Annotated in this window: 19 protein-coding genes; 11 read left to right on the plus strand and 8 right to left on the minus strand. The window is 36.3% G+C overall.

The window, feature by feature from the left end; translation table 11 throughout:
- Entirely contained in the window at positions 1-441 is a 441-nt protein-coding gene (locus tag OD355_RS09840; protein WP_263038301.1) for a hypothetical protein, read from the plus strand.
- A gap of 122 nt (positions 442-563) precedes the next feature.
- On the opposite strand, the gene OD355_RS09845 is transcribed toward OD355_RS09840, so the two are convergent.
- Together OD355_RS09845 and OD355_RS09850 are read right to left on the minus strand one after the other, a co-directional pair.
- The gene (locus OD355_RS09845) at positions 564-1,895 is read right to left on the minus strand and encodes a sensor histidine kinase (RefSeq protein ID WP_263038302.1); all 1,332 of its coding nucleotides are present in this window, start codon (positions 1,893-1,895) and stop codon (positions 564-566) included.
- A complete protein-coding gene (locus tag OD355_RS09850; RefSeq protein WP_263038303.1) occupies positions 1,885-3,225 on the minus strand; it encodes a sigma-54-dependent transcriptional regulator in 1,341 nt (446 codons plus the stop codon). The genes OD355_RS09845 and OD355_RS09850 overlap by 11 nt, the downstream gene beginning before the upstream one ends.
- A gap of 210 nt (positions 3,226-3,435) precedes the next feature.
- Between OD355_RS09850 and OD355_RS09855 the strand changes: the two genes are divergently transcribed.
- A complete protein-coding gene (locus OD355_RS09855; RefSeq protein ID WP_263038304.1) occupies positions 3,436-4,692 on the plus strand; it encodes an efflux RND transporter periplasmic adaptor subunit in 1,257 nt (418 codons plus the stop codon).
- 72 nt (positions 4,693-4,764) lie between these two features.
- On the opposite strand, the gene OD355_RS09860 is transcribed toward OD355_RS09855, so the two are convergent.
- Positions 4,765-4,953, minus strand: a complete 189-nt coding sequence (locus tag OD355_RS09860) for a PIN domain-containing protein (protein WP_263038305.1) — start codon at positions 4,951-4,953, stop codon at positions 4,765-4,767.
- A gap of 435 nt (positions 4,954-5,388) precedes the next feature.
- Here OD355_RS09860 and OD355_RS09865 point away from each other — a divergent pair, with 435 nt between their 5' ends.
- The 7 genes from OD355_RS09865 to dsr2 all read left to right on the plus strand — a co-directional run bounded on the left by OD355_RS09865 (position 5,389) and on the right by dsr2 (position 19,906).
- Complete coding sequence (locus OD355_RS09865) at positions 5,389-6,066, plus strand: ABC transporter ATP-binding protein (protein WP_263038359.1); 678 nt, start codon at positions 5,389-5,391, stop codon at positions 6,064-6,066.
- 80 nt (positions 6,067-6,146) lie between these two features.
- On the plus strand, positions 6,147-8,537 hold the full coding sequence (locus OD355_RS09870) for an ABC transporter permease (protein ID WP_263038306.1): 2,391 nt from the start codon (positions 6,147-6,149) through the stop codon (positions 8,535-8,537).
- Positions 8,538-8,620: 83 nt separating this feature from the next.
- The gene (locus tag OD355_RS09875) at positions 8,621-11,032 is read left to right on the plus strand and encodes an ABC transporter permease (protein WP_263038307.1); all 2,412 of its coding nucleotides are present in this window, start codon (positions 8,621-8,623) and stop codon (positions 11,030-11,032) included.
- 82 nt (positions 11,033-11,114) lie between these two features.
- The gene (locus OD355_RS09880) at positions 11,115-13,484 is read left to right on the plus strand and encodes an ABC transporter permease (RefSeq protein ID WP_263038308.1); all 2,370 of its coding nucleotides are present in this window, start codon (positions 11,115-11,117) and stop codon (positions 13,482-13,484) included.
- Between the two features lie 75 nt (positions 13,485-13,559).
- Positions 13,560-14,225 (plus strand): ABC transporter ATP-binding protein, encoded by a 666-nt coding sequence (locus tag OD355_RS09885; protein WP_263038309.1) that lies wholly within the window; start codon positions 13,560-13,562, stop codon positions 14,223-14,225.
- A 159-nt stretch (positions 14,226-14,384) separates the two neighbouring features.
- Positions 14,385-15,692: a TolC family protein gene (locus OD355_RS09890; protein WP_263038310.1), complete on the plus strand. Its 1,308-nt coding sequence runs from the start codon at positions 14,385-14,387 to the stop codon at positions 15,690-15,692.
- 539 nt (positions 15,693-16,231) lie between these two features.
- Positions 16,232-19,906, plus strand: a complete 3,675-nt coding sequence (gene dsr2, locus OD355_RS09895; RefSeq protein WP_263038311.1) for an anti-phage defense-associated sirtuin Dsr2 — start codon at positions 16,232-16,234, stop codon at positions 19,904-19,906.
- Positions 19,907-20,115: 209 nt separating this feature from the next.
- On the opposite strand, the gene OD355_RS09900 is transcribed toward dsr2, so the two are convergent.
- The 5 genes from OD355_RS09900 to OD355_RS09920 form a co-directional block, all read right to left on the minus strand.
- A complete protein-coding gene (locus OD355_RS09900; protein ID WP_263038312.1) occupies positions 20,116-20,565 on the minus strand; it encodes a GNAT family N-acetyltransferase in 450 nt (149 codons plus the stop codon).
- Between the two features lie 180 nt (positions 20,566-20,745).
- A complete protein-coding gene (gene def, locus OD355_RS09905) occupies positions 20,746-21,330 on the minus strand; it encodes a peptide deformylase (protein WP_263038313.1) in 585 nt (194 codons plus the stop codon).
- A gap of 110 nt (positions 21,331-21,440) precedes the next feature.
- Positions 21,441-22,007 (minus strand): Crp/Fnr family transcriptional regulator, encoded by a 567-nt coding sequence (locus OD355_RS09910; RefSeq protein WP_263038314.1) that lies wholly within the window; start codon positions 22,005-22,007, stop codon positions 21,441-21,443.
- A 96-nt stretch (positions 22,008-22,103) separates the two neighbouring features.
- Entirely contained in the window at positions 22,104-22,646 is a 543-nt protein-coding gene (locus OD355_RS09915) for an AAA family ATPase (protein WP_263038315.1), read from the minus strand.
- Between the two features lie 50 nt (positions 22,647-22,696).
- Positions 22,697-23,467: an aminoglycoside 6-adenylyltransferase gene (locus OD355_RS09920; RefSeq protein ID WP_263038316.1), complete on the minus strand. Its 771-nt coding sequence runs from the start codon at positions 23,465-23,467 to the stop codon at positions 22,697-22,699.
- A gap of 245 nt (positions 23,468-23,712) precedes the next feature.
- Here OD355_RS09920 and OD355_RS09925 point away from each other — a divergent pair, with 245 nt between their 5' ends.
- A complete protein-coding gene (locus tag OD355_RS09925; RefSeq protein ID WP_263038317.1) occupies positions 23,713-23,901 on the plus strand; it encodes a hypothetical protein in 189 nt (62 codons plus the stop codon).
- 208 nt (positions 23,902-24,109) lie between these two features.
- Positions 24,110-24,439 carry a hypothetical protein gene (locus OD355_RS09930; protein ID WP_263038318.1) on the plus strand — a complete coding sequence of 110 codons (330 nt, stop codon included), beginning with the start codon at positions 24,110-24,112 and terminating at the stop codon, positions 24,437-24,439.
- The last annotated feature ends 50 nt before the right edge of the window (positions 24,440-24,489 follow it).

Here is a 24,489-nt window from a genome sequence, read left to right on the forward strand (position 1 = left end):
ATGACAGATAAAGAGAAAATAATACAATATCTTAACTATAAGGGCATTAGTAAGAACAAGTTTTATGCAAAAACAGGACTTTCAGTTGGTTTTTTAGACAGCGGAAGCAGCCTTGGTGTTGATAAATTGCGATTAGTCATAGATAATTATCATGACTTTAATCTTGACTGGCTGATTACGGGTAAAGGATCAATGATAAAGACAGAGCATAAAGATGAATCATTATCGGGCGAAATTGACATTTTAAACCAGGAAATTAAAAATCTTCAGTCCGAAATAATTAAACTACAAAAGCAAATAATAAAAATGCATGAAGAGCAACATGCTATTAAAAGAACTCACAGCAAAACTGACTCTAAATCCGAACTTGAATTAGCACAGGTATTACAAAGACTAATGAATATTGGAGAAAAAAAGAAACAACAAATGTCCGGGAAATAATCGATTGTGTTTACAGAACGGTCGCGCAGCAGCAACTTCTGTTTATTGCCCAGGGCTTTGCTTTTCATGGTTTGTTCAAGCATGCAAGTGTTAGTATTAATGTGGTAGTTATTATCATAATACTACAATCCGATGACAAAAGCTGTTCCTTTTCCCTCTTCACTAAAAACCTGTATAGTTCCTTTGTGCAGCAGTATGATCTGTTTACATAAGCTCAGGCCTATGCCATTGCCGTTTTTCCTGGTACTAAAAAAGGGTATAAATATTTGTTCAGTGATTACTTCGCTCATACCAATACCGTTATCAACCACGCGTATATATTTTTTGCCGCTTTTTTGGTAAGCAGATAAAACAATATGTGCTTCAGCCACTTCTTTGACCGCTTCAATTGCGTTAGTCAGCAGGTTTATTAAAACCTGTTCAATAAGATCTGTATCAGCCTTGATTTTTAAATCGGGCTCTTTTAGAATTACATCTAATTCTATATTTTTTTGATCAAGGGTTGGCTGCATTAAAGTTTGCAGATTTTCAAAAATATCCCTTACAAAAATCTCCTTAATGTTTAATTTGGTTATCTTATTCAGGTTTCTGTAGGTAACAGCAAAACGCTGTAAACCATCACTTCTTTTCTTTATCGTATGCAGACCTTCGAGAAGGTCTTCGTTATCTTTATTTTTACCGGCCGTTTCTTTATCTAACTGCTTGATCAAAGTATCAGCCAATGAAGAAATGGGCGCTACAGAGTTCATGATCTCGTGGGTCATTACATTCAATAATTTTTGCCAGGCTCTGGATTCTGTTTGGTTCAATGGCTCATTTACATTCTGAATTGCTATTAGTTTGTTGTAATAATTGCCCGTTTTAAATAGTGTGGCATTTATTAATAACTTATCTGTTACAGCTCCCTTTTTAAAACTGAATATTTCTGATTGACCCGTTTTCATATGCAAGATCAAATTGAGAAAATCATGGTTGCGCTTTTCAAAAGCATGAATATTTTTAGCATAAGGAATGTTGGTTAAATCTTTGAAACATTCATTGATCATAAATATTTCACCGGTTTCAGCATTAAACGAGATAATTCCAATATTTACCATTTCCAATATCTTTTGGAGATAAGTTTTCTCCGTATTTTTCTCCCTGATGATATTTTTAAAACTTTCACTGATTGTATTTAAGCCTTTGTAGAGATGCTGCATGTCCTTTGGAGCAGTCTTGGTATTATAAGTAAGGCTATAGTCATTATACTTCACTGCTTCAATAAATTCCAGTATTGTTTTTTCTGATTTTATGGTAATGCGAATAATTTCAACTGCAAAGAAAATGGATAATGAAAATGATACGACTGCAGGCCACCATTGTTGCTGCGTTAAAAACCACGCAAAAGCTGCCAGCGTAATAAACAACAGTATTACCTGCAGGATAAGTTTGATTTTTTTTCTTTTAAATGTCATATTTGTTCAATCGACGGTACAATGCAGTTCTGGTAAGGCCTAATTCTTTTGCTGCTTTAGAAATATTCCCATTATTTTTTTCAATGGCTAATAAAATGGTATTTTTTTCCAATGCATTCAGGTTCATCTGGCTGGTAGCAGCATTTACCGCTTCATTACATTCAATGGGAGAAAAAACAATATCATTAGGTTTAATATTAGTGGTTTCGCACATAATTACTGCTCTCTCAATTATGTATTGCAGTTCCCTCACATTGCCGGGAAAATGGTAATGCTCCAATTTTTCTATTGCTTTTTTATCAATTGACAGGAATGGTTTAAAGTATTTTTCTGAATAAAATGCTACAAAATGATCTGCCAGAAGCTGAATATCGCCGTCCCTTTGTCTTAATGGCGGAAGCAGTATTTCAACAGTATTAATGCGATAAATCAAATCTTTTCTGAAACGCTTTTCATCTGCCAGCTCGTGCATTGGCAGGTTTGTAGCACAGATTAAACGAATATTGACAGGCAGTGGCAGGTTGCTTCCCAGCTTAATAACCTGGCGGCTTTGCAAAACGGAAAGCAGCCTTGCCTGCTGGTGCAGTGATATATTCCCGATCTCATCTAAAAACAGCGTACCGCCATTTGCAGCCTCAAACCTTCCTGTTCGTTCTTCGCGGGCGTCTGTAAAGGCGCCTTTCACATGGCCGAACAATTCGCTCTCGAAGAGCGTTTCGGTGAGCGAACCAACATCTGTTTTAATAAATGGTTTTGATGCACGCAGCGATTGCTGGTGTATTGCTTTTGCCACAAGGTCTTTACCGGTGCCGTTTTCGCCGAGTATTAAAATATTAGCATCCGTGGGCGCTATTTTTTCAATTTTTTTCAGCACATCTTTCATCACCTCCGACTTCACCAAAAAATTTCCTTTGTCTTCACGGATGGTGATATCAGTTCCAGATTTCTTTTTCAGTATATCCCTGATGCTATTTAATAAGGATTCATTCTGCCAGGGTTTTAGTAAGAAGTCTGATGCTCCTTCTTTTAATGATCTTACTGCCAGGTCAATATCTCCATAAGCGGTAATCATTATAACAGAAGCGTTTGAGCCTAGTGATTTTACTTTTCTCAACCAATACAATCCTTCATTTCCGGAATTTAGAGAACTGCTGAAATTCATATCCATTAGTACCACGTCAAAATCTCTTTTCAGGAAAATAGAGCGCAGCATCTCAGGATTTTTTTCCGTAACAACTTCTTTTGCATGAGACTTTAAGAGGAGCCTGGCGGCAGTTAATACATCCGCATCATCATCAATCACCAGTATAGTCGCGTCCCTGAGTAACATAGTTTTTCTAAAGCAAATTTACGAATACCTCTATTTTTACAATTCTAAAGATATTGTAAATAGAAACTGTATCAAAACCGCACAGTTGGTGTGCGGTACTGTAACATCTAAATATTTCATCAGCCATTTAAAGTTATGCGATTCAATTAGTTGCTAATTTGGCATAGCATTGATTGTTAATTTGTAAAATCATCAATAAAAATATTACAGGTGGACAGGCCGATTGAGAAAAAATTTTGGAGTAAGAAAAGGATCCTGATGATCGCAGCAATTACCGGGATTGCGGTGTTAATAGGTTTGAGTATTTACCTCAGCACCGGCAATAGCAAACTGAATGTAGATACAGAACGTATAACTATCAGTGAAGTAAAAAAGGCACTTTTCAAAGAATACATTCCTGTAAACGGTGTGGTTTTACCAATGAATACTATTTACCTGGATGCAATGGAAGGCGGGCGCGTTGAAGAAAAATATGTGGAAGATGGTACTGTGATGGCGAAGGGACAGCCTATCCTCAGGCTGAGCAATTCTGACCTGATGCTGAATTTGCTCACTCAGCAATCACAGGTGTATAATACACTTACGCAGATGCAGATTGCGCAAAATGCCGCACAACAAAATACAGTGTCGAAACTTAATCAGATGGCAGATGTGGAAAGCCAGTTAAAAGAAGCAAAAAGGGTTTATGAAATGAATAAATACCTTTATGAAAACAATGCCATTGGTTTGCAGGAATTTAAAAAATCAGAGAATGATTATAATTATTACGCACAAAAAAAAGAACTGTCTGAAAGAATACTGAAGCAGGATGAAGAGTTGAGCCGTCAGCAAACCAAACAGGCCGGTCAATCGTATGCAGGGTCACAACGTACATTAGGCTTGTTTAGCCAAAAGGTTGGGGACCTTATTGTACGTGCTCCTGTAGCAGGGCAGCTCACATCTTTAGATGCTGAGATAGGACAATCTGTAAACAAGGGCACAAGGTTAGGCCAGCTGGATGTAATAGGTAGTTATAAGGTGCGTGCTGATATTGACGAGCATTATATTTCAAGAATTTTTACAGGATTAACCGGCGAAGCAAGCATAGCTAATAAACCTTATCAGTTAACCGTTAAAAAAGTTTTCAGCCAGGTAAACAATGGCCGTTTCCAGGTGGATCTGGAGTTTGTAAAAGACTGGCCGTCAGATATCCGTCGCGGGCAAACTATACAGATCAGTCTGGCGTTAAGCGATGAAACAACCGCGTTGTTGCTTCCCAAAGGCGGCTTTTACCAGCAAACGGGTGGCAACTGGGTATTTAAAGTAAGCGAAAACGGAAAAATTGCTTATAAGGTTGACGTGCAATTGGGTAGACAAAACCCGGATTATTACGAAGTGATGAACGGATTAAAACCTGGGGATAAAGTAGTAACGAGCAGTTATGAAAATTATGGAGATATGCAGGAATTGGTATTGAAAAATCACTAAGCCTCCGTAAAGTGAATATTAAAATGCTCACCGTATGTTGATTTTTATAACCTGAACAATTACATAAGCTGATTAAATGAGAATGATTTTTACATCTTTTATTTTATCAAACCCTTTGTCAGGGGTTACTACCTGTAGTTGCAGAAATTTCGCTCTGGCAGCAATTATAGCCTCGGGTGTATTCAGTATTTGGTTTTGCCTCAACTCAATTGCAATGTTTTTTATTTCCGGCGTAAGGCCTGTTATCACGCAATCATTCAAAAGAGATTTTCATAATGCTTTTTTCAAAGGCTTGAGCTTAGGTCAGCCTAAAAGTTCAATTTCAGTAATTATAGAAACATATACCGTTGCATCTAAAAATGGCTCTGTCTTTTCTATTCCTTCATGCACATTGATCAGGAAATTGGTATCGGCAACAAAATTAAGCCCATCCGTGTCTTACTTTTTTCTGATAAGAAACCGCATGCAGGCTGCGTTTCAACTTGCCGAAGTGTTTACACAGCGTTTTCTTATTCCCCATTATGGAAACATCAGAAAAAGCCTTTTACACTTTTTCTTTTGTAACAGGTTTTTTAATTTCTATAACCATATTCCGATGCTTAAAAAATTATATTCCTTATCAAAATTTATATTAAAATGATAACAACTGAAATTAAAGATGCAAGCCTGATCCCCCCTTTTGTGAACGGTGACACAATGATAAAAATTACCGGGCTCGAAAAGATCTACAGAACCGAAGAAGTAGAAACCCTCGCCTTAAATAAAATATCCTTCGAAGTAAAGCCCGGTGAGTTTGTAGCCGTAATGGGCCCTTCCGGCTGCGGAAAGTCAACACTTTTAAACATCATCGGGCTTTTAGATGATCCCGATGCCGGGAGCTATTTGTTCAACGGGACAGAAGTGGCAAAGTTCAACGAAAGAAAACGCGCGGATATGCGCAAGAAAAACATCGGATTTGTTTTCCAGAGCTTTAACCTCATTGATGAACTGACAGTTTATGAAAACGTGGAATTGCCGCTGATGTACGCAGGTGTGAAGAAATCTGATCGTAAGGCAAGGGTTGAAGAAGTGCTGGATAAAGTGCAGATCATGCACCGCCGCAATCATTTTCCACAGCAGCTTTCAGGTGGGCAGCAGCAGCGTGTAGCTGTTGCCCGTGCTGTGGTGAACCGCCCAAAGCTTATCCTTGCCGATGAGCCTACAGGTAACCTCGATAGCACGAACGGTAATGAAGTAATGCAAATGCTCACTGACCTCAATGAAGCGGGAACTACCATCGTCATGGTTACGCACAGCGAACACGATGCCCGTTACAGCCACCGCATTGTCAGAATGTTGGATGGGCAAACGGTGATTGAAAATATTTTAATTTAAATAAGCATTGTGTATGAGTTTCAGCTGTCTTACATCTCAGTTCTTACGTTTCACATCTCAAAGATCAATTCTTTAATACCATGATCAAAAATTATTTCAAAACTGCGTGGCGAAACCTGTTAAAAGGCAAATTCTTTAGTGCGCTAAATTTAATCGGGCTGGCAGTGGGGCTGGCCGCAGGGATAATGATATTAATGTGGGTACATTTCCAATATAGTTTCAACAGTCACATTAAAGATGCAGACAAGATTTTTTCTGTGAATATAAAAATGCCCAATAATGGAGAAATTATACATTTCAGTAATTCCACCGGTGTTTTAAAAACTTTATCGGCTTCTATCCCGGAAATAGAATCCGTTATGCGCTTATCGCAAAATTATGTAACGCTTCTTACATACGGCTCCCAGGAATTATACAACAAAAGCCAGGCTTTTTATGCCGATAGCAATTTCTTCAAATTCTTTTCGCATCAAATTGTAGCAGGAGATAAAAAGTCGCCACTTGCATTAAGTAATTCAATCGTCATCAATGAAACAACTGCGCGTTACTTGTTTGGCAACGACAATCCTATTGGCAAAACACTTAAGAAAGATAATTCAACCAATTATGTTGTAACCGCTGTAATGAAAGATTTTCCGAAGAACACTTCCATCAGGCCTGAAATATTATTTTCCATGGCGGAGTTAGCTTCTAATTTTACAAATAATGGCGGGAATGGGGTCTGGAAAACGATTGATGAAGATATGGGAAATTATGCCTTTTACTCTTTCATAAAGGCCCGTAATGAAAGCATAGCTGCATCTGCACTACAAAAAATTTCTAAAATGTTTATTGAGAGATTTCCCCATAAGGAATATAAAGCTGTACAGAAAGTGCAATTTTTTCCTATGAAGTTTACTGAATTAAACCTCAGGTCTGTTGATGGGAAAGATACGAATCTGAAACTTGTGAGATTGTTTCTGGCTATTGGAATCTTGATTCTTGTAATAGCTTGTATCAACTATGTCAATCTTTCCACCGCCCGTGCTATAGGCCGAATGAAAGAAGTTGGCATGCGAAAAATTACCGGCGCCAACAAAATACAAATATTTACTCAGTTCGTTTTTGAAACCACTTTATTGTTTGGTATTGCAGCTTTGGGATGCTTATTAATGCTTTATTTTTTCATTCCTCTTTTTAATAAAACGTTTATGGAAGAGGGTTTAGAAATATCCCTGTTTGATCCGGGAATATGGAAAGTAATTTTAGTAATGTTTTTAGCCACTTTGGCTGCAGCAGCAGTATACCCAGCTATTTTTCTTTCGTCTTTTAAGCCAATGGAAGTGTTCCAAAAAAGACATTTATCCTCCTCGGGCAATTCCTACATAAGAAGGGCGCTGGTAGTTTTACAGTTCTTTATCTCTATTGTGTTGATTATAGCTACCATCATTATCACACGCCAGATGAACTATATCAGGAAAATGGACCTGGGTTATGATCAGTCTTATGTGCTTACTGCTCCCATGAAAACGAATATGGTCATGCATACAGAAGCTGTGCTCAATGAACTGAGAAAGGACCCATCTATACAGGCTGCTTCTGTGGCCAACGGGTATATCAGTAGTATACAACATGCTTCAGGAGATTATCATGATGCAGATCACAAGCCTGGCAGCATTTTCTTTTATGAATTAAATGTAGAGCCACGCTTTATTCCTGCTATGCAGTTATCAATTGCTAAGGGTAAAAATTTCTCCGGAACGCCAGGTGATTCTACATCCTTTATATTGAATGAAACAGCAATAAAAAAGCTTGCAATTAAGGATCCCATTGGAAAAGAAATTACATACCATGATACTAAAGGTACTATTATAGGAATAGTGAAGGATTTCCATTTCCATGATTTGCATCAGCCCATAGCACCCCTAATAATGAGTAGTTCTAAAAAGGGATGGAATTCAGTACTATATGTAAAAACTACCGCACAAAATGCACAAAGAGCAATTGAAGCAACCAAAAGGCAATGGGTAAAATATACTAACGAATATCCCTTTGAATACACATTCCTGGATGAATCATTTGCAGAGCAATATAAATCTGATATCAATTTTACAATACTTATTAAATTATTCGGAGCTATTGCCATATTAATTTCCTGCCTTGGGCTTTTAGGGCTGGCAGCCTATAGTACAGAAGTACGCAGGAAGGAAATTGGCGTACGCAAAGTTTTAGGCGCCAATGCTTACCAGATATCTGCTATGCTAAATGCTGATTTTTTAAAGCTGGTCCTGATCTCCTTTGTTTTTGCATTGCCTGCGGGGTGGTGGGCCATGCATAAGTGGTTGCAAGGATTTGCTTACCGTACGCAGATTGAATGGTGGATTTTTGTTTTTGCGGGTACTATATCAATATTAATAGCATTGATTGCAGTAAGCACGCAGTCTGTTAAGGCAGCGCTTACTAACCCCATAAAAAGCTTAAGAACAGAATAAATCAAAAAAATCCGAAATGAGGTTTGAGCTTTTACTGACTTACATCTCACTCCTTACCTCTCACAGCTCAATTCTTTAATACCATGATCAAAAACTATTTTAAAACTGCGTGGCGGAATATCAAAAAAAATAAACTTTTTTCTGTTATCAATATTGTCGGTCTGGGTATTGGCATTGCAACCTGCTTCATTATAATGTTGTATGTACAGGACGAATTAAGCTATGATAAGTTTAATATAAATGCTGACAGAATTGCCCGCGTCATCTTTAAAGCAAATATTAATAGCGGGGAAATAAATGAAAGTGTAACTATGCCGCCAGTTGCAAAAACCATGAAAAACAATTTTCCGGAGGTGGAAGATGCCACAAGACTTCTGCAACAAGGCAAACCAAAGGTTACTTACAACAATAAAATCTTTAAAGATGATGAGTTGGTACTGGTTGATCCAAACTTCTTTAGCATATTCACATTGCCAATGTTACAAGGTGATTATAAAACCGCTTTGCAAAAACCAAATACGCTGGTCATCACACAAAACCTGGCAGAAAAATATTTTGGTAAAGAATCCCCGCTGGGCAGAACACTTTCCTTTAATAACAACACTTCATTTTACACTGTTACAGGTGTTATAAAAGACATCCCCTCTAATTCACATTTTCATTTTGAAATGTTTGGTTCGATGGCTGGCTGGCAAGAAGCTTCACTTGACACGTGGATGTCCGGTGGTTATCATACCTATCTTCTATTAAAGCCTGGCGCTGATTTAAAGAAGATAGAAGTAAAGTTTCCCGCAATGGTTGAAAAATACATGGGCCCACAAATTCAGCAGCAGATGGGTTTAAGCATTGAGCAGTTCCGCACTAAAGGAAATTCGATGGGCTTTACCTTACAGCCATTAACGGATATTCATTTACATTCCAATACCAACAACGAATATGAGCCCGGCGGCAATGCAACCTATGTTTACATTTTTGCGGGGGTTGCTATTTTTATGCTGATTGTAGCATGCATTAATTTTATCAATTTATCCACCGCCGGAGCGTCCAAGCGGGCAAAGGAAGTAGGCATAAGAAAAGTATCAGGTTGCACAAAGAAGCAACTGATAGGCCAATTTTTATTAGAATCAGTATTAATCACCATCTTTGCCTTATTTGTTGCATTCACGTTAGTGAAATTGGGCATGCCTGCTTTCAATAATATAGCCGGCAAAAACCTGACTTTTAATTTTCAACCTTTCATTGCTTTTATATTTTGCGGCTTGCTGGTTGGCGTTCTCGCTGGCATTTATCCCGCATTCTATTTATCATCTTATAAACCGGTTGCGGTTTTAAAAGGAAAATTAAATAACAATAACAGCGGTTTCGGATTAAGAAGCGGCCTGGTTGTTTTTCAGTTCTTCATTTCTGTTTCCCTTATTATTGGAACAATTGTCGTTTATCAACAGATGAAATATATTCAGAACAAAGACCTTGGTTTTGATAAAGAACAACTAATTATTATTCCTAATTCTTATGCGTTAGGAAATAATGAGCAGACCTTTAAACAGGAAATGCTGCATGACCCGCGGATTGTAAATGCTACCGTATCATCCTATAAACCTGCGGGCCCCAGCAACTATAATAATTCGCTGGTGTTTCCGCAGGGAAACGACAACTTACTTGTAAATGGCGTGGGGTACCGTGTTGATGAAAATTATATACCAACCTTTGGCATAAATATAGTGAACGGAAGAAATTTTTCTAAAGATTATATTTCTGATTCATCGGCGATATTATTAAACGAAACGGCTGCGCAAATGCTCGGCTGGAACAATACAACGGTTGTTGGAAAAACGGTTCTTATGCAAAACAGCGACAGGGGCGATAATTATCCATATCGTGTAATTGGCGTGGTAAAAAATTTTAATTTTAAAACATTGCATAAAGCCATCAGCCCTTTGTTTATGACATTGAAACCTGAAAGCGGGCTCATCTTTAAAATAAAAACGACAGATTTACGGGGACTATTATCAACCATGAATAAATTATGGAATAGTTTTCAAACCGGTGAACCTTTTGCCTATAATTTTATTGACGATCTGTTTGCTAACACTTATTCAGCAGAACAAAAAACCGGCACCATCCTAAATCTTTTTGCGATCCTTACCATTTTTGTTGCAAGTTTGGGGCTGTTTGGATTGGCAACATACACCGCGGAGCAGCGCACGAAAGAAATTGGTGTGCGAAAAGTGTTGGGTGCAAGTGTGGCCCAAATAACACAAATGCTTTCAAAGCAGTTTGTAAAGCTCGTTTGTGCTGCTTCTTTGGCCGCATTTCCGGTTGCATGGTGGGGAATGAATACATGGTTACAAAGTTTTGCTTATCGTATCCATATTAGTTGGTGGATATTTGCGGCGGCCGGTATTGCAGCGTTAATGGTTGCATTACTTACCGTGAGTTTTCAGGCGATAAAAGCAGCTACCAGGAATCCCATAAAAAGTTTAAGAACAGAATAAATCAAAAAATCCGAAATGAGGTTTGAGCTTTTACTGACTTACATCTCACTTCTTACCTCTCACAGCTCAATTCTTTAATACCATGATCAAAAACTATTTTAAAACTGCGTGGCGGAACCTGAAAAGGAATAGATTATTTTCAATTATTAATATTAGTGGCCTTGCAATAGGGTTAATGTGCTGTCTTTTTTTGGCGCTGTATGTGCATTTTGAATTGAGTTTTGATAAATTCCATTCAAAGGCCGACAGGATAGCAAGAGTAATTACAATATTTCCCGGGGAGAATGGTGACTCGAGGCCTCATAGTGTTACAAGTGCATATGTACTTCCTTCGTTTAAAGAAAATTTTCCTGAAGTTGAAACAGGAACACGTCTCTATTCCTCGTATGAAGCTATTGCAAATGGAGAAAAGTCATTTGACGAATCTATTCTAAATGTGGATTCTACCTTTTTCGATGTATTTGATTTTAAACTTATTGAAGGAGATCCAAAAGATTTGAAAGATCCTAATAAAATTTTTTTAACGCCAACGATGAGCAGGAAATATTTTGGAGAGCACAATCCTGTTGGAAAAACACTTTTGGTTGGCGATGATAAAATGCCTGTTACCGTTGCGGGAATTGCAGAAGATGTGCCAAAGAACTCTCAAATTACTTACAACTTCCTCCGAAGTGTAGCGCCAATATTAAAATCATATGATGGCAAAACATACTATAATGCGGATTTTTCTACTTACCTGTTATTTAAAAACCCTAAAAGCTCTGAAAATATTCTACCTCAAATACCTGCATTAGTTAAATCGGTAATGGGTGATAAAAAAGTTGGTTTTGGATTCGAGCCTTTGTTGAAGATTCATTTATACTCTTCATTAGATGCAATAGTGCCTAATGTGAGTATTAATTATATCTATATTTCCATAGGTATAGCATCGCTTATTTTAATTATTGCTTGTTTTACATATATCAATATGAGCGTAGCCAGTTCTACTAAAAGAGCCCGTGAGGTGGGTATACGTAAAGTTACAGGAGCTGGTAAAAAAAGTATTTTTTGGCAATTTATCATTGAGTCTTTAGTCATTACATTAAGTGCCGTTGTTGTAAGCCTTCTGCTTTCTTATGTGTTTCTGGGAGTTTTTAATCGTTTAGCCCAGACACAATTTGTGTATAAGGAGTTGTTTCAACCTGCAATATTATTAGTAATAATTATTCTTCTTTTATTTATTGCTTTTTTTGCGGGTAGCTATCCTGCCATTGTGCTTTCAAGATTTAAAGAAGTAACTGTTCTCAAAGGCAATCTTAAAGGCAAATGGACGGGAAATTGGATCCAAAATAGTTTTATTTTGTTTCAGTTTGTGGTTTCTTCATTTCTTATCATAGCTATGATTACGATGATGAGCCAGATGAAATATATACAACAAAAAAAATTAGGATATACCAGAGACAATATCATAAGGCTGAATGGTTTCTGGCAGCATATGAAACAAATAGAACAAATTAAAGCCGATCTTAAAACGAATCCTAATATACTTGCTGTATCAGCAGGGGACTGGTCCCCGGTAACAATTGGTAGTGGAAGAAGTATCGGGCTGTCAAAAGAAAAAAGCATACAATGTAAGGGAAATCCTGTAGATCAGGATTATTTGAATACCTGTGGAATAAAATTAATAGCCGGAAGAGATTTTACTCTACAGGATATAGCTGACGTTACTCATCAAAACAGGGATTCAAATATTTATCATTATTTAGTCAACGAGGAAACAGTAAAGGCTCTCAATTCCACACCTAAGAATATAATAGGAAAGAACGCATATGTAATGGGCGGGATGCGTGGCGAAATTATTGGTGTCATAGAAAATTTCCATTTTGCTTCTTTGCGCAACAAAATAGAACCGCTCGTACTGATGGCCGGGCCGCGTGAAGGTAATCTGCTTATCAGAGTAAGAGCAGAGAATCTTGAATCGACAATTGATTTTATTAAGAATAAATATAAAAGCTGGTTGCCTGCGGCAGTTTTCAATTACTATTTTTTGGATGAAGACTATCAGAAAATGTATGAATCGGAAAAGAGGATAAATACAATTATTGCACTATTTTCTGTTATATCGATAGTTCTTGCATGTGCCGGCATATTTGGCTTAGCTGCATTTACGGCGAGATTGCGGGTGAAAGAGATAGGTGTTCGAAAAGTTTTAGGGGCGTCGGTCATAAACATTACAGCATTATTGGCGGGTTCATTTATTAGGCTTATTGTTCTTGCATTTATTATTGCAACAGGTATATCCATTATCTTAATGAATAAATGGCTGCAAACTTTTGCTTACAGAATTGATCTGAATGCCACGTTGTTTATACTTGCAGGAATTATTTTATTTATGAGCGCTTTTTTAGTAATTGCTTACCATTCATTAAAAGTTGCATTAGATAACCCCATAAAAAGCTTAAGAACAGAATAGTCAGACATCGGGCATCAGATATGAGATGTCAGATAATCATACTATTCACTATTCACCTTTCATATCTCAAATCATATGCTACAACTACAAGGGATCTACAAATGGGTAAATACAGGTACAAAAAGAACCTTCTTATTAAAAGATATCAACCTCAAGGTTAATGAAGGGGAATTTATTTCCGTAATGGGGCCATCAGGTTCAGGCAAAACAACCTTGCTGAATGTGATAGGTATGCTCGATGATTTTAATGAAGGCCAATACTTTTTTATGAACGAAGAAGTACACACCCTGAAAGAAAAACAAAAGTCGGCCTTGTATAAAAGCTATATTGGCTTTGTGTTCCAGGCATATCACCTGATAGATGAATTGACTGTGTATGAGAATATTGAAACGCCGCTGATCTATAAAGGTTTTAAAACATCTGAGCGGAAAGCAATGGTAGGCGATATGCTGGACAGATTTCAGATTGTGGGCAAAAAGGATCTGTTTCCGACACAACTTTCAGGCGGGCAACAACAATTAGTGGGTATAGCAAGAGCCTTGATTGCTAATCCAAAACTGATTTTAGCTGACGAACCCACAGGCAACCTCAATTCCAAACAGGGAGAAGAAATCATGAACCTCTTTAAGCAATTAAATAAAGAAGAGGGAGTTACCATCATCCAGGTAACGCATTCAGAAAAAAATGCGGCGTATGGCTCCAGGGTCGTACACCTGCTGGACGGGAGAGTAGAGAAATGAGAACAATCGTAAATAGTGAATGGTGAATAATAAATGGTGCATAATAAATGGTAAGTATTGCGATAGCTGTCAGAAGCTATGCTTGCCTGAACGGGTGAGCAGGCACATTGTTGCTACCTGAACTGCAGCTGGTGTTATAAAACTAAAAATTTGTGTAGAATGAAGAAGTTTTTTATAACTGTTTTAATGTTGAATGTTATTGTTGTATTCGGTCAACAAAAGTTCTTTACATTGCAGCAATGTATTGATACGGCTTTAAAAAACAACCTGCTGATAAATCAGGGTATATACCGGCTAGAATATAGTGAACTGGATTGGAAACAAAGTAAGCTGAACAAGCTGCCGAATATAAACGCGCACAATCAGCACAGCAATAACCAGGGCAGAAGCATAGATCCGTCTACCAATGCTTATGTAGCGCAAAGGTTTAGCAGTGCCAATTATAGTCTGAATGGTGAGGTTATTTTATTTCAGGGCCTCACACTAAGCAACCTGGTACGGCAGCGTTCCATGGATTATGAAGCAGCTAAAATGGATCTGCAGCAACAAAAAGATAATATTACCATCCATGTGATCCTGGCCTACCTGCAAATGATGAACACAGAAGATATGTTGATTCAATTGCAATCACAATCAGACTTAAGTCAAAAGCAGGTAGAAAGATTAAATATCCTGAACGACAAAGGCGCTATTGCTCCTGCTGTGTTGTATGATGTACAGGGACAGTTAGCTAACGACCAGGTAGCTATAATTAATACCAAAAATGCACTCGGAAATCTGCGCATTGCATTATGCAGGCTGATGGGTATTCCCTACGAAAAGGACATGGAATTTAAAAGAGAAATTTCGGGTGCAATCTTGAATGAATATAATGGCAACACTCAGGCTGCCTATGAAACTGCGCTTAATAATTTTGCAAAAGTAAAGGCCGCTGAATACAGGAGGCGAAGCGCTGAAGAGGCCATCAAGGTGGCCAAGGGCAGTTTGTTCCCAACTTTGAAATTTGGAACAGGCTTTTATTCCAATTATTCTACTGCTTCACAAGGAAAGTATTTTAATCAACTTAACAACAATATATCATCGGCTTTTGCACTAACACTTCATGTCCCTGTATTCAATTCATTCAGAGTAAGAAAAGACATTAAAAAAGCAAAAATTGACCTGAAAGATTATACGCTGCAAAAGACTGCTGTAAAAACCGAACTGCAACAGGATATTGAAGAAGCTTATAATAATGTAACGGGCGCTTTTGAACGTTATGAAGCATTACTACAACAGTTTAACTATTTAAGTTTGTCGTTTAAAGCAGCTGAAGCAAAGTTCAATGTAGGGCAAGGTACATCAATCGATTACCTCATCGTAAAAAATAACCTGGATAAAGCCGCCATAAATCTGATATCAGCGAAGTATGATTATTTGCTGCGTGTAAAGATCTACGAATATTATCAGGGCATTACGTATCAATAAATTTAGCTTTTGGAAAGTAATTCCGCCTTGTGCACAGATTTATGGATAATAGAGGCCTGGCATCAAAATAGCCTGATAGTCTTTAAGCCCGTAATATGCCGTATACAGAAAATAATATTTTCCCCCATAACACCAATCAGAATTTCCGTTTCCGGTTTTGTCTGGCTGCCTGAGGCCCTCTGCGAATAATTGAAAATGAAGAGTTATGATAAAGAAATTTATACCGACCCTTAGAGAAATCAACCTAAAATTTGTAATCTTCAGCCTATATGGCTTCACGATCATAATACAATAATTTTTTCTCAAAGATTATTTTCTCATCATTTCAGTATTTAAGAAGAACTGGCTACCATAAAGCCTGATTTGATTTTCATCGTTGCAAAAAAAAGACATTGATACTCAATGTCTTTTTGCGGGCTGACAGGGATTACAGTCGAACACTTAATACCATTTTTAACCTTTTTGGATGGGATAAAATGAATTTATAGACTTAACTTTTATAATACAACATTAAAATCGTAAATTTCCTATCAAAAAGAATGACAATATTCCCATCAGAGATTTTATCCTATTTTTCCGAAATAGCTGAACGTCTTTGGACAGGACACGCCTCTGTTATGGTCGGTGCTGGTTTTAGCAAAAATGCTGTTAATACTATTAACTCGACTAAGTATCCTCCAAATTGGGGACAATTAGGCGACGCTTTTTATGAAAAATTATATAACCAGAAACCTGATGATAAGGTCAAATATTTGAGCTTATTAAAATTAGCAGAAGAATTTGAGGCTACGTTTGGTCGTTCTGCATTAGAACATTTTATCCAGAATAACATTGCAGATAGTGAATATGAACCATCAGATGTTCACAAAATGTTAATGGAGCTTCCTTGGACAGATGTTTTTACAACTAATTATGATACTTTACTTGAAAGAAGTTGCAAAGATGTTATTTCGAGAAAATATGATATTGTACTTAATCAGAGTGACCTCGTTTATTCTAATAAACCACGAATAATAAAGTTGCATGGCAGTTTACCATCAGAACGTCCATTTGTGATTACAGAGGAAGATTATAGAATATATCCAAAAAAATACGCTCCTTTTGTTAATACAGTTCAACAATCCTTATTGGAAAATACGTTATGTTTGATTGGTTTCTCTGGAGATGACCCAAATTTTCTCCAATGGACTGGATGGATTAATGATAATATAGGAAAGAACAATGCCCCTAAAATTTACCTGATAGGTGTCTTAAATCTTTCAGAATCACAGAAAAAACTATTGAGTAACAAAAATATTGTTGCTGTTGATTTATCCAATTGTGAAGATGTCAAAGGAGACCATAAGAAAGGATTACAACTTTTTATAACCTATCTCGCAAACCAGCGTAGTAAACGTGATAATTTGGAATGGCCTTTTTTATCCTCAGACCTGAAAACATTCCAATTATCAAAAGACAAGAACCCAGAGTTTCTTATTAAAGAATGGAGAGAATGTCGAGAAAAATACCCTAACTGGATAATCTTACCTCAAGAGCAAAGAGATAAATTATGGATGTATACAGAAAGACAGAGTTCTGATAAGTCTGTTTTTGAGCAACTTCAACTTTTTGAAGAGCTTGATTATATCTATGAACTCAATTGGCGATTAGAAAAGTGTTTGTTCCCTATATGGAATAATATTGTGCCTCCTTTTCAGCAGATTTTAAATCGTTATAATTTCTTTCCAACAGAAATTATAGAAAGAAGAGAAATCAATATAGACACCTGTACACGCAATGATATTGACTGGGAACATTATAAAAAGTTGTGGGTACAACTTTCTTTATCATTATTAAGATTTTATAGAGAAGAGCATTTTGAAAAAGAATGGACGGCAACTTATGACACAATTATTAGCATCAAAAAGCATTTATCTTCTGAACAGTTAGCACATTTTTATTATGAACAAGTATTAAATGCTATGTTCAAAATGCAATATACAGAAGCAAAAAAGTTATTAAACGAGTGGCCACAAAGTAATATGCCTTTGTTTTGGGGTGCTAAACGTGCTATGTTAATGACTGAGTTTGGCCAATTAAAAGAAGCAGCAAGTTTATTAGAATCAATTCTAACGGAAATTCGCAAAAAACTTAATTTATCTCCAATAGATAATGATTATTTTTGGGTTTCTCAAGAATCCTATGTAATGTTTCAGCTCAAAATGGTTCAACAGAATATCCGTTGGGGGCAGTGGAATAATCAAGAAAAAGAAGAAACAAACAAAGAGGATTTCGATGAACGATGGAATGATTTATTACAATATAAATGTGACCCGTGGAATGAGAAAAAATATTTTGATTTAATGCTTAGCCAGCCTTATATTCCTCAAAAAGACGTAACTGTTAAAAGTGAGTTTGAAATCGGTCTAAGTACACGTACTTTTACATTAGGTGGCTCCTCTAAAGACTTTATAACAGCTTATACCTTTCTACGTTACCTCGAAGAACTTGCTATTCCATTAAGTTTATCGGCAGTGAACATTGATAACAAAACTATAAATGGAGTAATTGAACGTATTAAACACGCCTCCCCAAAGTGGGGTATAGCAATTTTAAACCGATATAGAAGTGACAAAGTTGTTGAGGTTACTTTTGACCGTAGACAGTTGACAAATTTATCTATTTCTGAAGTAGACAATTATATAAAGGAGTATCTAAATAGATTTGAAACATTATTACCGGAGCGAGAATCTAATCCTATTGCAAAAGTATATACCGATAAAGTTCCTGCGGTATTATCACGTTTATGCACAAAATGCAGCGATGAAATACGAATAGAAATTTTTAAACTGTACCAAACTATATATAAGCAACTCATATCCTTGCCACAATTGGATAAGCTGTTTAAAAACTTAATAGATTCGAGCAATAAGAATACTCTAAAACAAGCTTCTGAATTACTGATGGATACTCCTATTTTAGATGCTAATAGTGCGATAGCTCAGACAACATTTAAGGAGCCCTTTGATTTTTTAAAAGCATCTAAAATTGAAGGTAAATTAAAAATCGAACCAAAACAACTAAATAGTATTTATCTAAAAGCGTCCGAAAACTCCAATTTTAGGATTAACGCAATTAAACGTTTAATGTTTTTATATGAAGTGAAGCAGCTCACTAAAAATCAAGAAAAAAGACTTTTCAATATTATCTGGCAATATACAGATGACGATGGCTTTCCACAAAAAACTAATTATTATCATTTCGCTTTTATAAAATGGGTACATCCTACTCACATCAGTGTTGAAAGTTTGTATAGGGAATACATTAAAAACAACAATTTTAATATTCAGGGTTTACGGACAGAAAAGGGCATTGGAATGTCAGGAGGAGGAGACCGATATGCAGAAGAATTACTTTATGGCTCCCAGACTATAAATAATTCCGATGGCGTAAAATGGAGTGTTGAAGAATTTGAAAGTCTTTTAGCTAAATGCGAACAATGGTGGCATTTGGATAAACATTATCTGATAGACGAAAAATACAAATCAGAAGGTTTTGGTGGACGAGTATATGATGAATTTTTAGCCAGGTTTAAAAATTTGACTAATATACTGTCAAGGGTTTTTGGTTATTCTAAAAAAGACCTAAATGCTGAAATAACCCAACGATTAAAAAGTCTTATAAATGATATGGAAATACACGATGTCTCTATTCTGAAAGCAAAAATAGTATTTGGGATGTATGATGATTATAAAACCTATTTGATAGAATTGCAAAAGGCTTTAATCTCACAAAACAGAACAGTGCTAGTTGATGCCTTAGATTCTGTTATTTTAGTGGTTCATAGTAGTCCTTATCAAGGATTGAAAGACTTTTTAAACCAGTTATTAGAAGTATTAAGTATTCCGTTAAAATGGCGTATAGTAGAAATTATGAGTGATATTTTTGACATCATAAAAGATTTAATTAATCATAGTGAGGTAGATTTGTCGAATATCGAAGGAGCGGTCTATTCGTCCTTGGAATATATTTCAAGTTTAAATATTAATTCAGAAACTATTTCTTTAGCGGATTATCTCTTACTAAAACAAAAAGCTGTTTCTTTAGCAAGTATATTGTATAAAAAATACAGCAATAATGACAATTCTGTGCCACAATCTGTGTTGGAATGGAAATCAATTGCCGAAAATGAGAACGAGTTCGGGGATGTAAAAAATAGATGGTTGGTTTCTTAATACATTTACCTACGTTAATAGCTTGTCTAACAATTAGAAATTTAGTATAATTCTAAAAATTTATATTTTTAATTGTTGTGAAACAATGGTAAACACTCCAAAAGAAAAAAACAGAAAAAAAAGAAAGCCATTCTATCAATGGATATAAGATAATGAAACACTATAAGTCCCGAAGGGGTGGCGAAGCCATTATGTGTGCGCAGTTATCGTTATCCGTTATCTTTGCTTCCCTTTTTGTTTGTTTTTGATACCTCTATAAATCCTTGTCCATATATTCTTCCAAAGAAAAACTTCAATTGGGCTAAAAATGCGGTTCGTGAGCCGGAACGATATTTCATTCGATGGAAAGAATGATGCAAATCCCCTAACGTAATCTGAAATAATCTTTCTAAAACCAAACTGATTTTTCGTATTCCTACTACAGAGAGCCAAATACACTGATACTTCAAAGCAATTATTTCTTGCATTAAAATTTTATGCAGTTCTTTACCGATTTCTTTGCTTATAAATTTATTTACGACATAAATCTTATCAAGATAGCATGTTTTTGGAGGGATTATCAATTGGCTTGTGAAGTCCAGTTTAATTTTCGCATAACCAACAGGAATGCTATCGTAGAAAGCAATCCAATAAATGGATTCCGCTTTTAGTACTGTCATGAATCCTTTTTTCCGAAAAAATGTCTTCCAAGTAATCCAACAGTTCGTTCTTGTCGTTGAAAAAAGACTCAAACGTATCTGAAAATGTTATACGTCCCAATTTTGAAATAGTTATCACGTCATCTATGTCGGCTTTCTAATATTTATCATAAGTAAGTATGTTTAAAATGGTTGCTTTTTCTATCGTATGAAGTTCATGGGATAGGCTGGTACAATTTGACCTTTTAGGATTTTTTGAAGTTTGGAAGCCATAAGCCTTTTTGTTAAAGGCTTGAGATAATCGAGATAGAGAACTCCCTCGGTATGGTCGTATTCGTGCTGTATCATTCGCGCGGTCGTTCCACTGAATGTATGGATTTGCTTTTCAAAATTCCGATTATAATATTCAATCGTTATCGCCCAATTCCGCTTTACTTTGTAGAATAAATTTGGAATACTTAAACAGCCCTCTTCGTCTTCCCAAAGTTCTTCAGACCGTTGGATGATTTTGGCGTTGATAAAAGTTTCCATTATGCCTTTATCATCTTGGGGGAAATAAAACTTTCTGTCTTCTTCTCCGAGGTTATCAAAAGTTGATTTACTGTCCACGATAAACAGTCTAACCGGAAGTCCTATCTGTGGTGATGCCAATCCGCAACCATTGGCATTTTCCATAGTTTCCCACATATCGGCAATTAATTTATCCAATTCAGGATAATCCTTTTCGATGTCGTTGCATTTCTTTTTTAAGATATGGTGTCCGTATGCTAAGATGGATCGTTTCATTATTCTTTGGATTTTTCAACAAATTTCCAAAGAATAAACATGGTAGGCAATGAACCTATGTTAAGTATTTACACACGGATTCCGTTGATTTTCAACGATGTTAGCGATTGCTATGCAATTTGTCTGCGTATCCGGCTCAAAGCCTGTGGTGTTATTCCGATATAGGAAGCAACGTATTTTAACGGAATGAATTTTAAAATATCAGGTTGCTCATTGAACAGGTTTAGATACCGTTCTTTGGCTGTGTGTTTTAAAAGCGACAATTCTCTTTTGCTTTTCTGCAAAAACAGTTTCTCCGATACAAAACGCCCTAAATAGTTTCCTGCTTTGGTCTTTGCATACACTTTTTGCAAATCATCATAAGATATTTGCCAAACCACGGTTTCCGTCAATGCCTGCAATTCGTATTCAGATGATGTCTGGGTCAGGAATGAATTGTAAGCACAGGTAAATTCTTTATCAAAACAGAAATTAAAAGTCAGCTCGTTTTCATCATCTGGAATATAAAACCGAACGATGCCTGTTTCTACAAAGGAAAGGTATTTTTCTGTTTCGCCCTGTCGTGTGATGGTTTCGTTTTTGCCAAAAACCCTCCTGTCAAAGTGGGAAGCTATAAATTCCCATTCTGTTTCCTGTAATTTTGTTATCCGCTCGTAGTATTCTCTGATGTGCCCCATAAAAATATTCTCTTTCTAGTCTGTCTTTAAAGAAAGGAGATACAAATTTAGCATTTTTATAATACCACATTTTTTTGCCATCTCTTTCTGCTTCGATTAACTTACATTATTGGAGGTTATTTCCAATTGATTCTCTTGTTTAGGGGGTTGAAAGCCAAGTAGATATTTGTTTAGGATGGAATCTGTAATCGGAAAAGCGGCATTTGCCTCAAAATTTTTATTTCTAATTTTCAGTCTATTTTTTATTGCCGAAATAGGAGGGTTCATATAAACAAGAAACCACTTTCCGTGGTTTGTTTCCACTATCCGCTTAAACTCGTTACGCTTTTCTTTTTGCCAGAAACTAAAGTCTACTACTATATTCCGTTTTGATTTTAGAAGTTCCAAAAACTGAATAAACAGTGCCTTTTCTGCTAAAGCTGATAGCTTATCATATTCTTCTTCAGCATAATCTATTCCGAACTGACCATAGTTATTCCATATTTCTTCATCGACCGATAGCCTATGAAAACCATAACATTCTAACTGTTTTGCGAATGTGGTTTTTCCGGATCCTGACAGTCCACACATGAGAACGACTTTTGGTGTATGCTCACAGTTTAGAATTATGTCGAACACTTCATTTTCTGTATATATCATATTATACCTTATCTTTGCTACCTTTTTTTGTTCTTTTTTGGGAATGGTTTTTATCCAATTCTATTTAACAATAGTTTTAAGTCTGTTGCAATATCTAATTCATCAAATAGCTTTTTCGATAAGTTCAATGAATTTTGAAAAGCTTTTTTTAAATTTTCCTTATCCAAATCAGATGTGGTCAATCTAAATTCTGAATACCAACCTTTATCAATGTCTGTTTCCAGACTTTTAGTAGGGCTTTCCCAATGATTGGTTTGATTGGTCGCTATTCGGATTAACCAAAGTAAATACTTTTGTACATTTGATAGACTCTGGTAAGCGTGAGCATATTCCTGTCTTTTTATCAAATTGTTTGTTGTCAATAATACATTTAATAATGATTGACTTAAGAACAAGATATTCTCATCTGTAATACGTTCAGGCGACTTTATTTTGATTTGATTAAGTGTTTTAGCTAAAAGACCGTCTTTGTCAATTAAACTCATTTGGTCAAAATCACTGAACGATACAAAACCCTCCCACGATTTTATAACGTCAATCTCATTTACTGTTAAAAAATGGAACTCGCCTCTAATTAGATTTTCAAAAATGGCAACTTCACTTGCGTATTCATTCGTGAAGTACAAAGCCGTTGGATAAATCTGATTCACCCACTTTTCGGCAGAAAAATTTTCTTTGTTTTTCAGGAAGATATAAAACTCGATGTCAGAATATTGGTCTCCCTCATTTTTGGTAAACGAACCATACATTAAAACTGCGGAAACATTTTTGTCTTGTTGAGCTATTGATTTGGTTGTATCAATCATTTGTAACTGTGTCATTGTTCTGAAATTTAAAATTTGCAATATATTTCTTCATCACTTTGCATAATTGATGAATTATTATCTCTCTTTTTGAACAGTTACTTATAGCTTCATTGAAATATGTGTTTTTGTTTGATGCAAATTTACAGAAAATACTTTAACCAAAATTGGGGTTGCAATACATAATTTGGCATCTAAACGCCAAATGCTACCTCTGACTACAACATTGAAAGCTCAAACACCCCTTCAGGGTAATTTCAAAAATGAAGCGGACAATCTGCTTCATTTTTCACCAACAGAAAGGAATAATAGCGATGGAAAACAGTGAGAACAAAAAGGAAACTCCCGAAATCGACAAGACCATTTTGGAAATTAACGAGCAAAGGGAACGTGAGAAAGAGGAAAAATTGCCATTGTGGAAGCCATCCTTCGGGTGCGCCATCAAGGGGTAAATCGGGCAAGTATTTCTATTACTATAAGTGCAGACACTCCAAGCACAATAATATAAGTGCCATCAAAGCCCACAATCAATTTTTGGAAGCCTGCGAACTGATGAGCCTGCCGAGTGCAAGGGTAAGGAAGATTAGGACAGTTACCAAAAGCTCGCTCGATTTGGAAATGGAGAGCAACCGTAAAAAGGTCATCGAAAAGAGAGCCCAATTGCAGGAAGTCGAGGAAAAACTGTTCTCGGTCGAGGAGAAATGGATAAAGAACGAAATCAATAAAGATACCTACGACCGTTGGTATTCGATATACAGCAACGAGATACTGAACCTCAAAGGGGCGATTGAACGATTGAGCAATGACCAGAGCAAGGCGTTCAGCATTTTGGAAGACAACCTAAACCTATTGACAGATATCCGCCACGTATATACGGTATCCGATACCCTGCAAAAGAGGGAATTTGTGAACAGGGTGTTCGACAGCAATCTGTATTATGAAAAACGGTATTTATCGAACACCTACCATGCTCGGTTTATTGCCGCATAACCATTTAAAAATGAAAGAAAAAGGATTATTAATATACGAAAAAAAGAGGG

Origin of the sequence: Haoranjiania flava, from assembly GCF_025631005.1 — a bacterium.
Lineage (GTDB): Bacteria > Bacteroidota > Bacteroidia > Chitinophagales > Chitinophagaceae > Haoranjiania > Haoranjiania flava.

Excerpts from the sequence above, each read along its gene's own strand:
- OD355_RS09845 (WP_263038302.1), bottom strand. The coding sequence starts at position 1,895 with ATGACATTTAAAAGAAAAAAAATCAAACTTATCCTGCAGGTAATACTG.
- OD355_RS09900 (WP_263038312.1), bottom strand. The coding sequence starts at position 20,565 with ATGACAGTACTAAAAGCGGAATCCATTTATTGGATTGCTTTCTACGAT.
- OD355_RS09885 (WP_263038309.1), top strand. The coding sequence starts at position 13,560 with ATGCTACAACTACAAGGGATCTACAAATGGGTAAATACAGGTACAAAA.
- OD355_RS09840 (WP_263038301.1), top strand. The coding sequence starts at position 1 with ATGACAGATAAAGAGAAAATAATACAATATCTTAACTATAAGGGCATT.
- OD355_RS09875 (WP_263038307.1), top strand. The coding sequence starts at position 8,621 with ATGATCAAAAACTATTTTAAAACTGCGTGGCGGAATATCAAAAAAAAT.
- def (WP_263038313.1), bottom strand. The coding sequence starts at position 21,330 with ATGAAACGATCCATCTTAGCATACGGACACCATATCTTAAAAAAGAAA.
- OD355_RS09865 (WP_263038359.1), top strand. The coding sequence starts at position 5,389 with ATGATAAAAATTACCGGGCTCGAAAAGATCTACAGAACCGAAGAAGTA.
- dsr2 (WP_263038311.1), top strand. The coding sequence starts at position 16,232 with ATGACAATATTCCCATCAGAGATTTTATCCTATTTTTCCGAAATAGCT.
- OD355_RS09850 (WP_263038303.1), bottom strand. The coding sequence starts at position 3,225 with ATGTTACTCAGGGACGCGACTATACTGGTGATTGATGATGATGCGGAT.
- OD355_RS09890 (WP_263038310.1), top strand. The coding sequence starts at position 14,385 with ATGAAGAAGTTTTTTATAACTGTTTTAATGTTGAATGTTATTGTTGTA.
- OD355_RS09870 (WP_263038306.1), top strand. The coding sequence starts at position 6,147 with ATGATCAAAAATTATTTCAAAACTGCGTGGCGAAACCTGTTAAAAGGC.
- OD355_RS09910 (WP_263038314.1), bottom strand. The coding sequence starts at position 22,007 with ATGGGGCACATCAGAGAATACTACGAGCGGATAACAAAATTACAGGAA.
- OD355_RS09925 (WP_263038317.1), top strand. The coding sequence starts at position 23,713 with ATGAAGCGGACAATCTGCTTCATTTTTCACCAACAGAAAGGAATAATA.
- OD355_RS09880 (WP_263038308.1), top strand. The coding sequence starts at position 11,115 with ATGATCAAAAACTATTTTAAAACTGCGTGGCGGAACCTGAAAAGGAAT.
- OD355_RS09920 (WP_263038316.1), bottom strand. The coding sequence starts at position 23,467 with ATGACACAGTTACAAATGATTGATACAACCAAATCAATAGCTCAACAA.
- OD355_RS09915 (WP_263038315.1), bottom strand. The coding sequence starts at position 22,646 with ATGATATATACAGAAAATGAAGTGTTCGACATAATTCTAAACTGTGAG.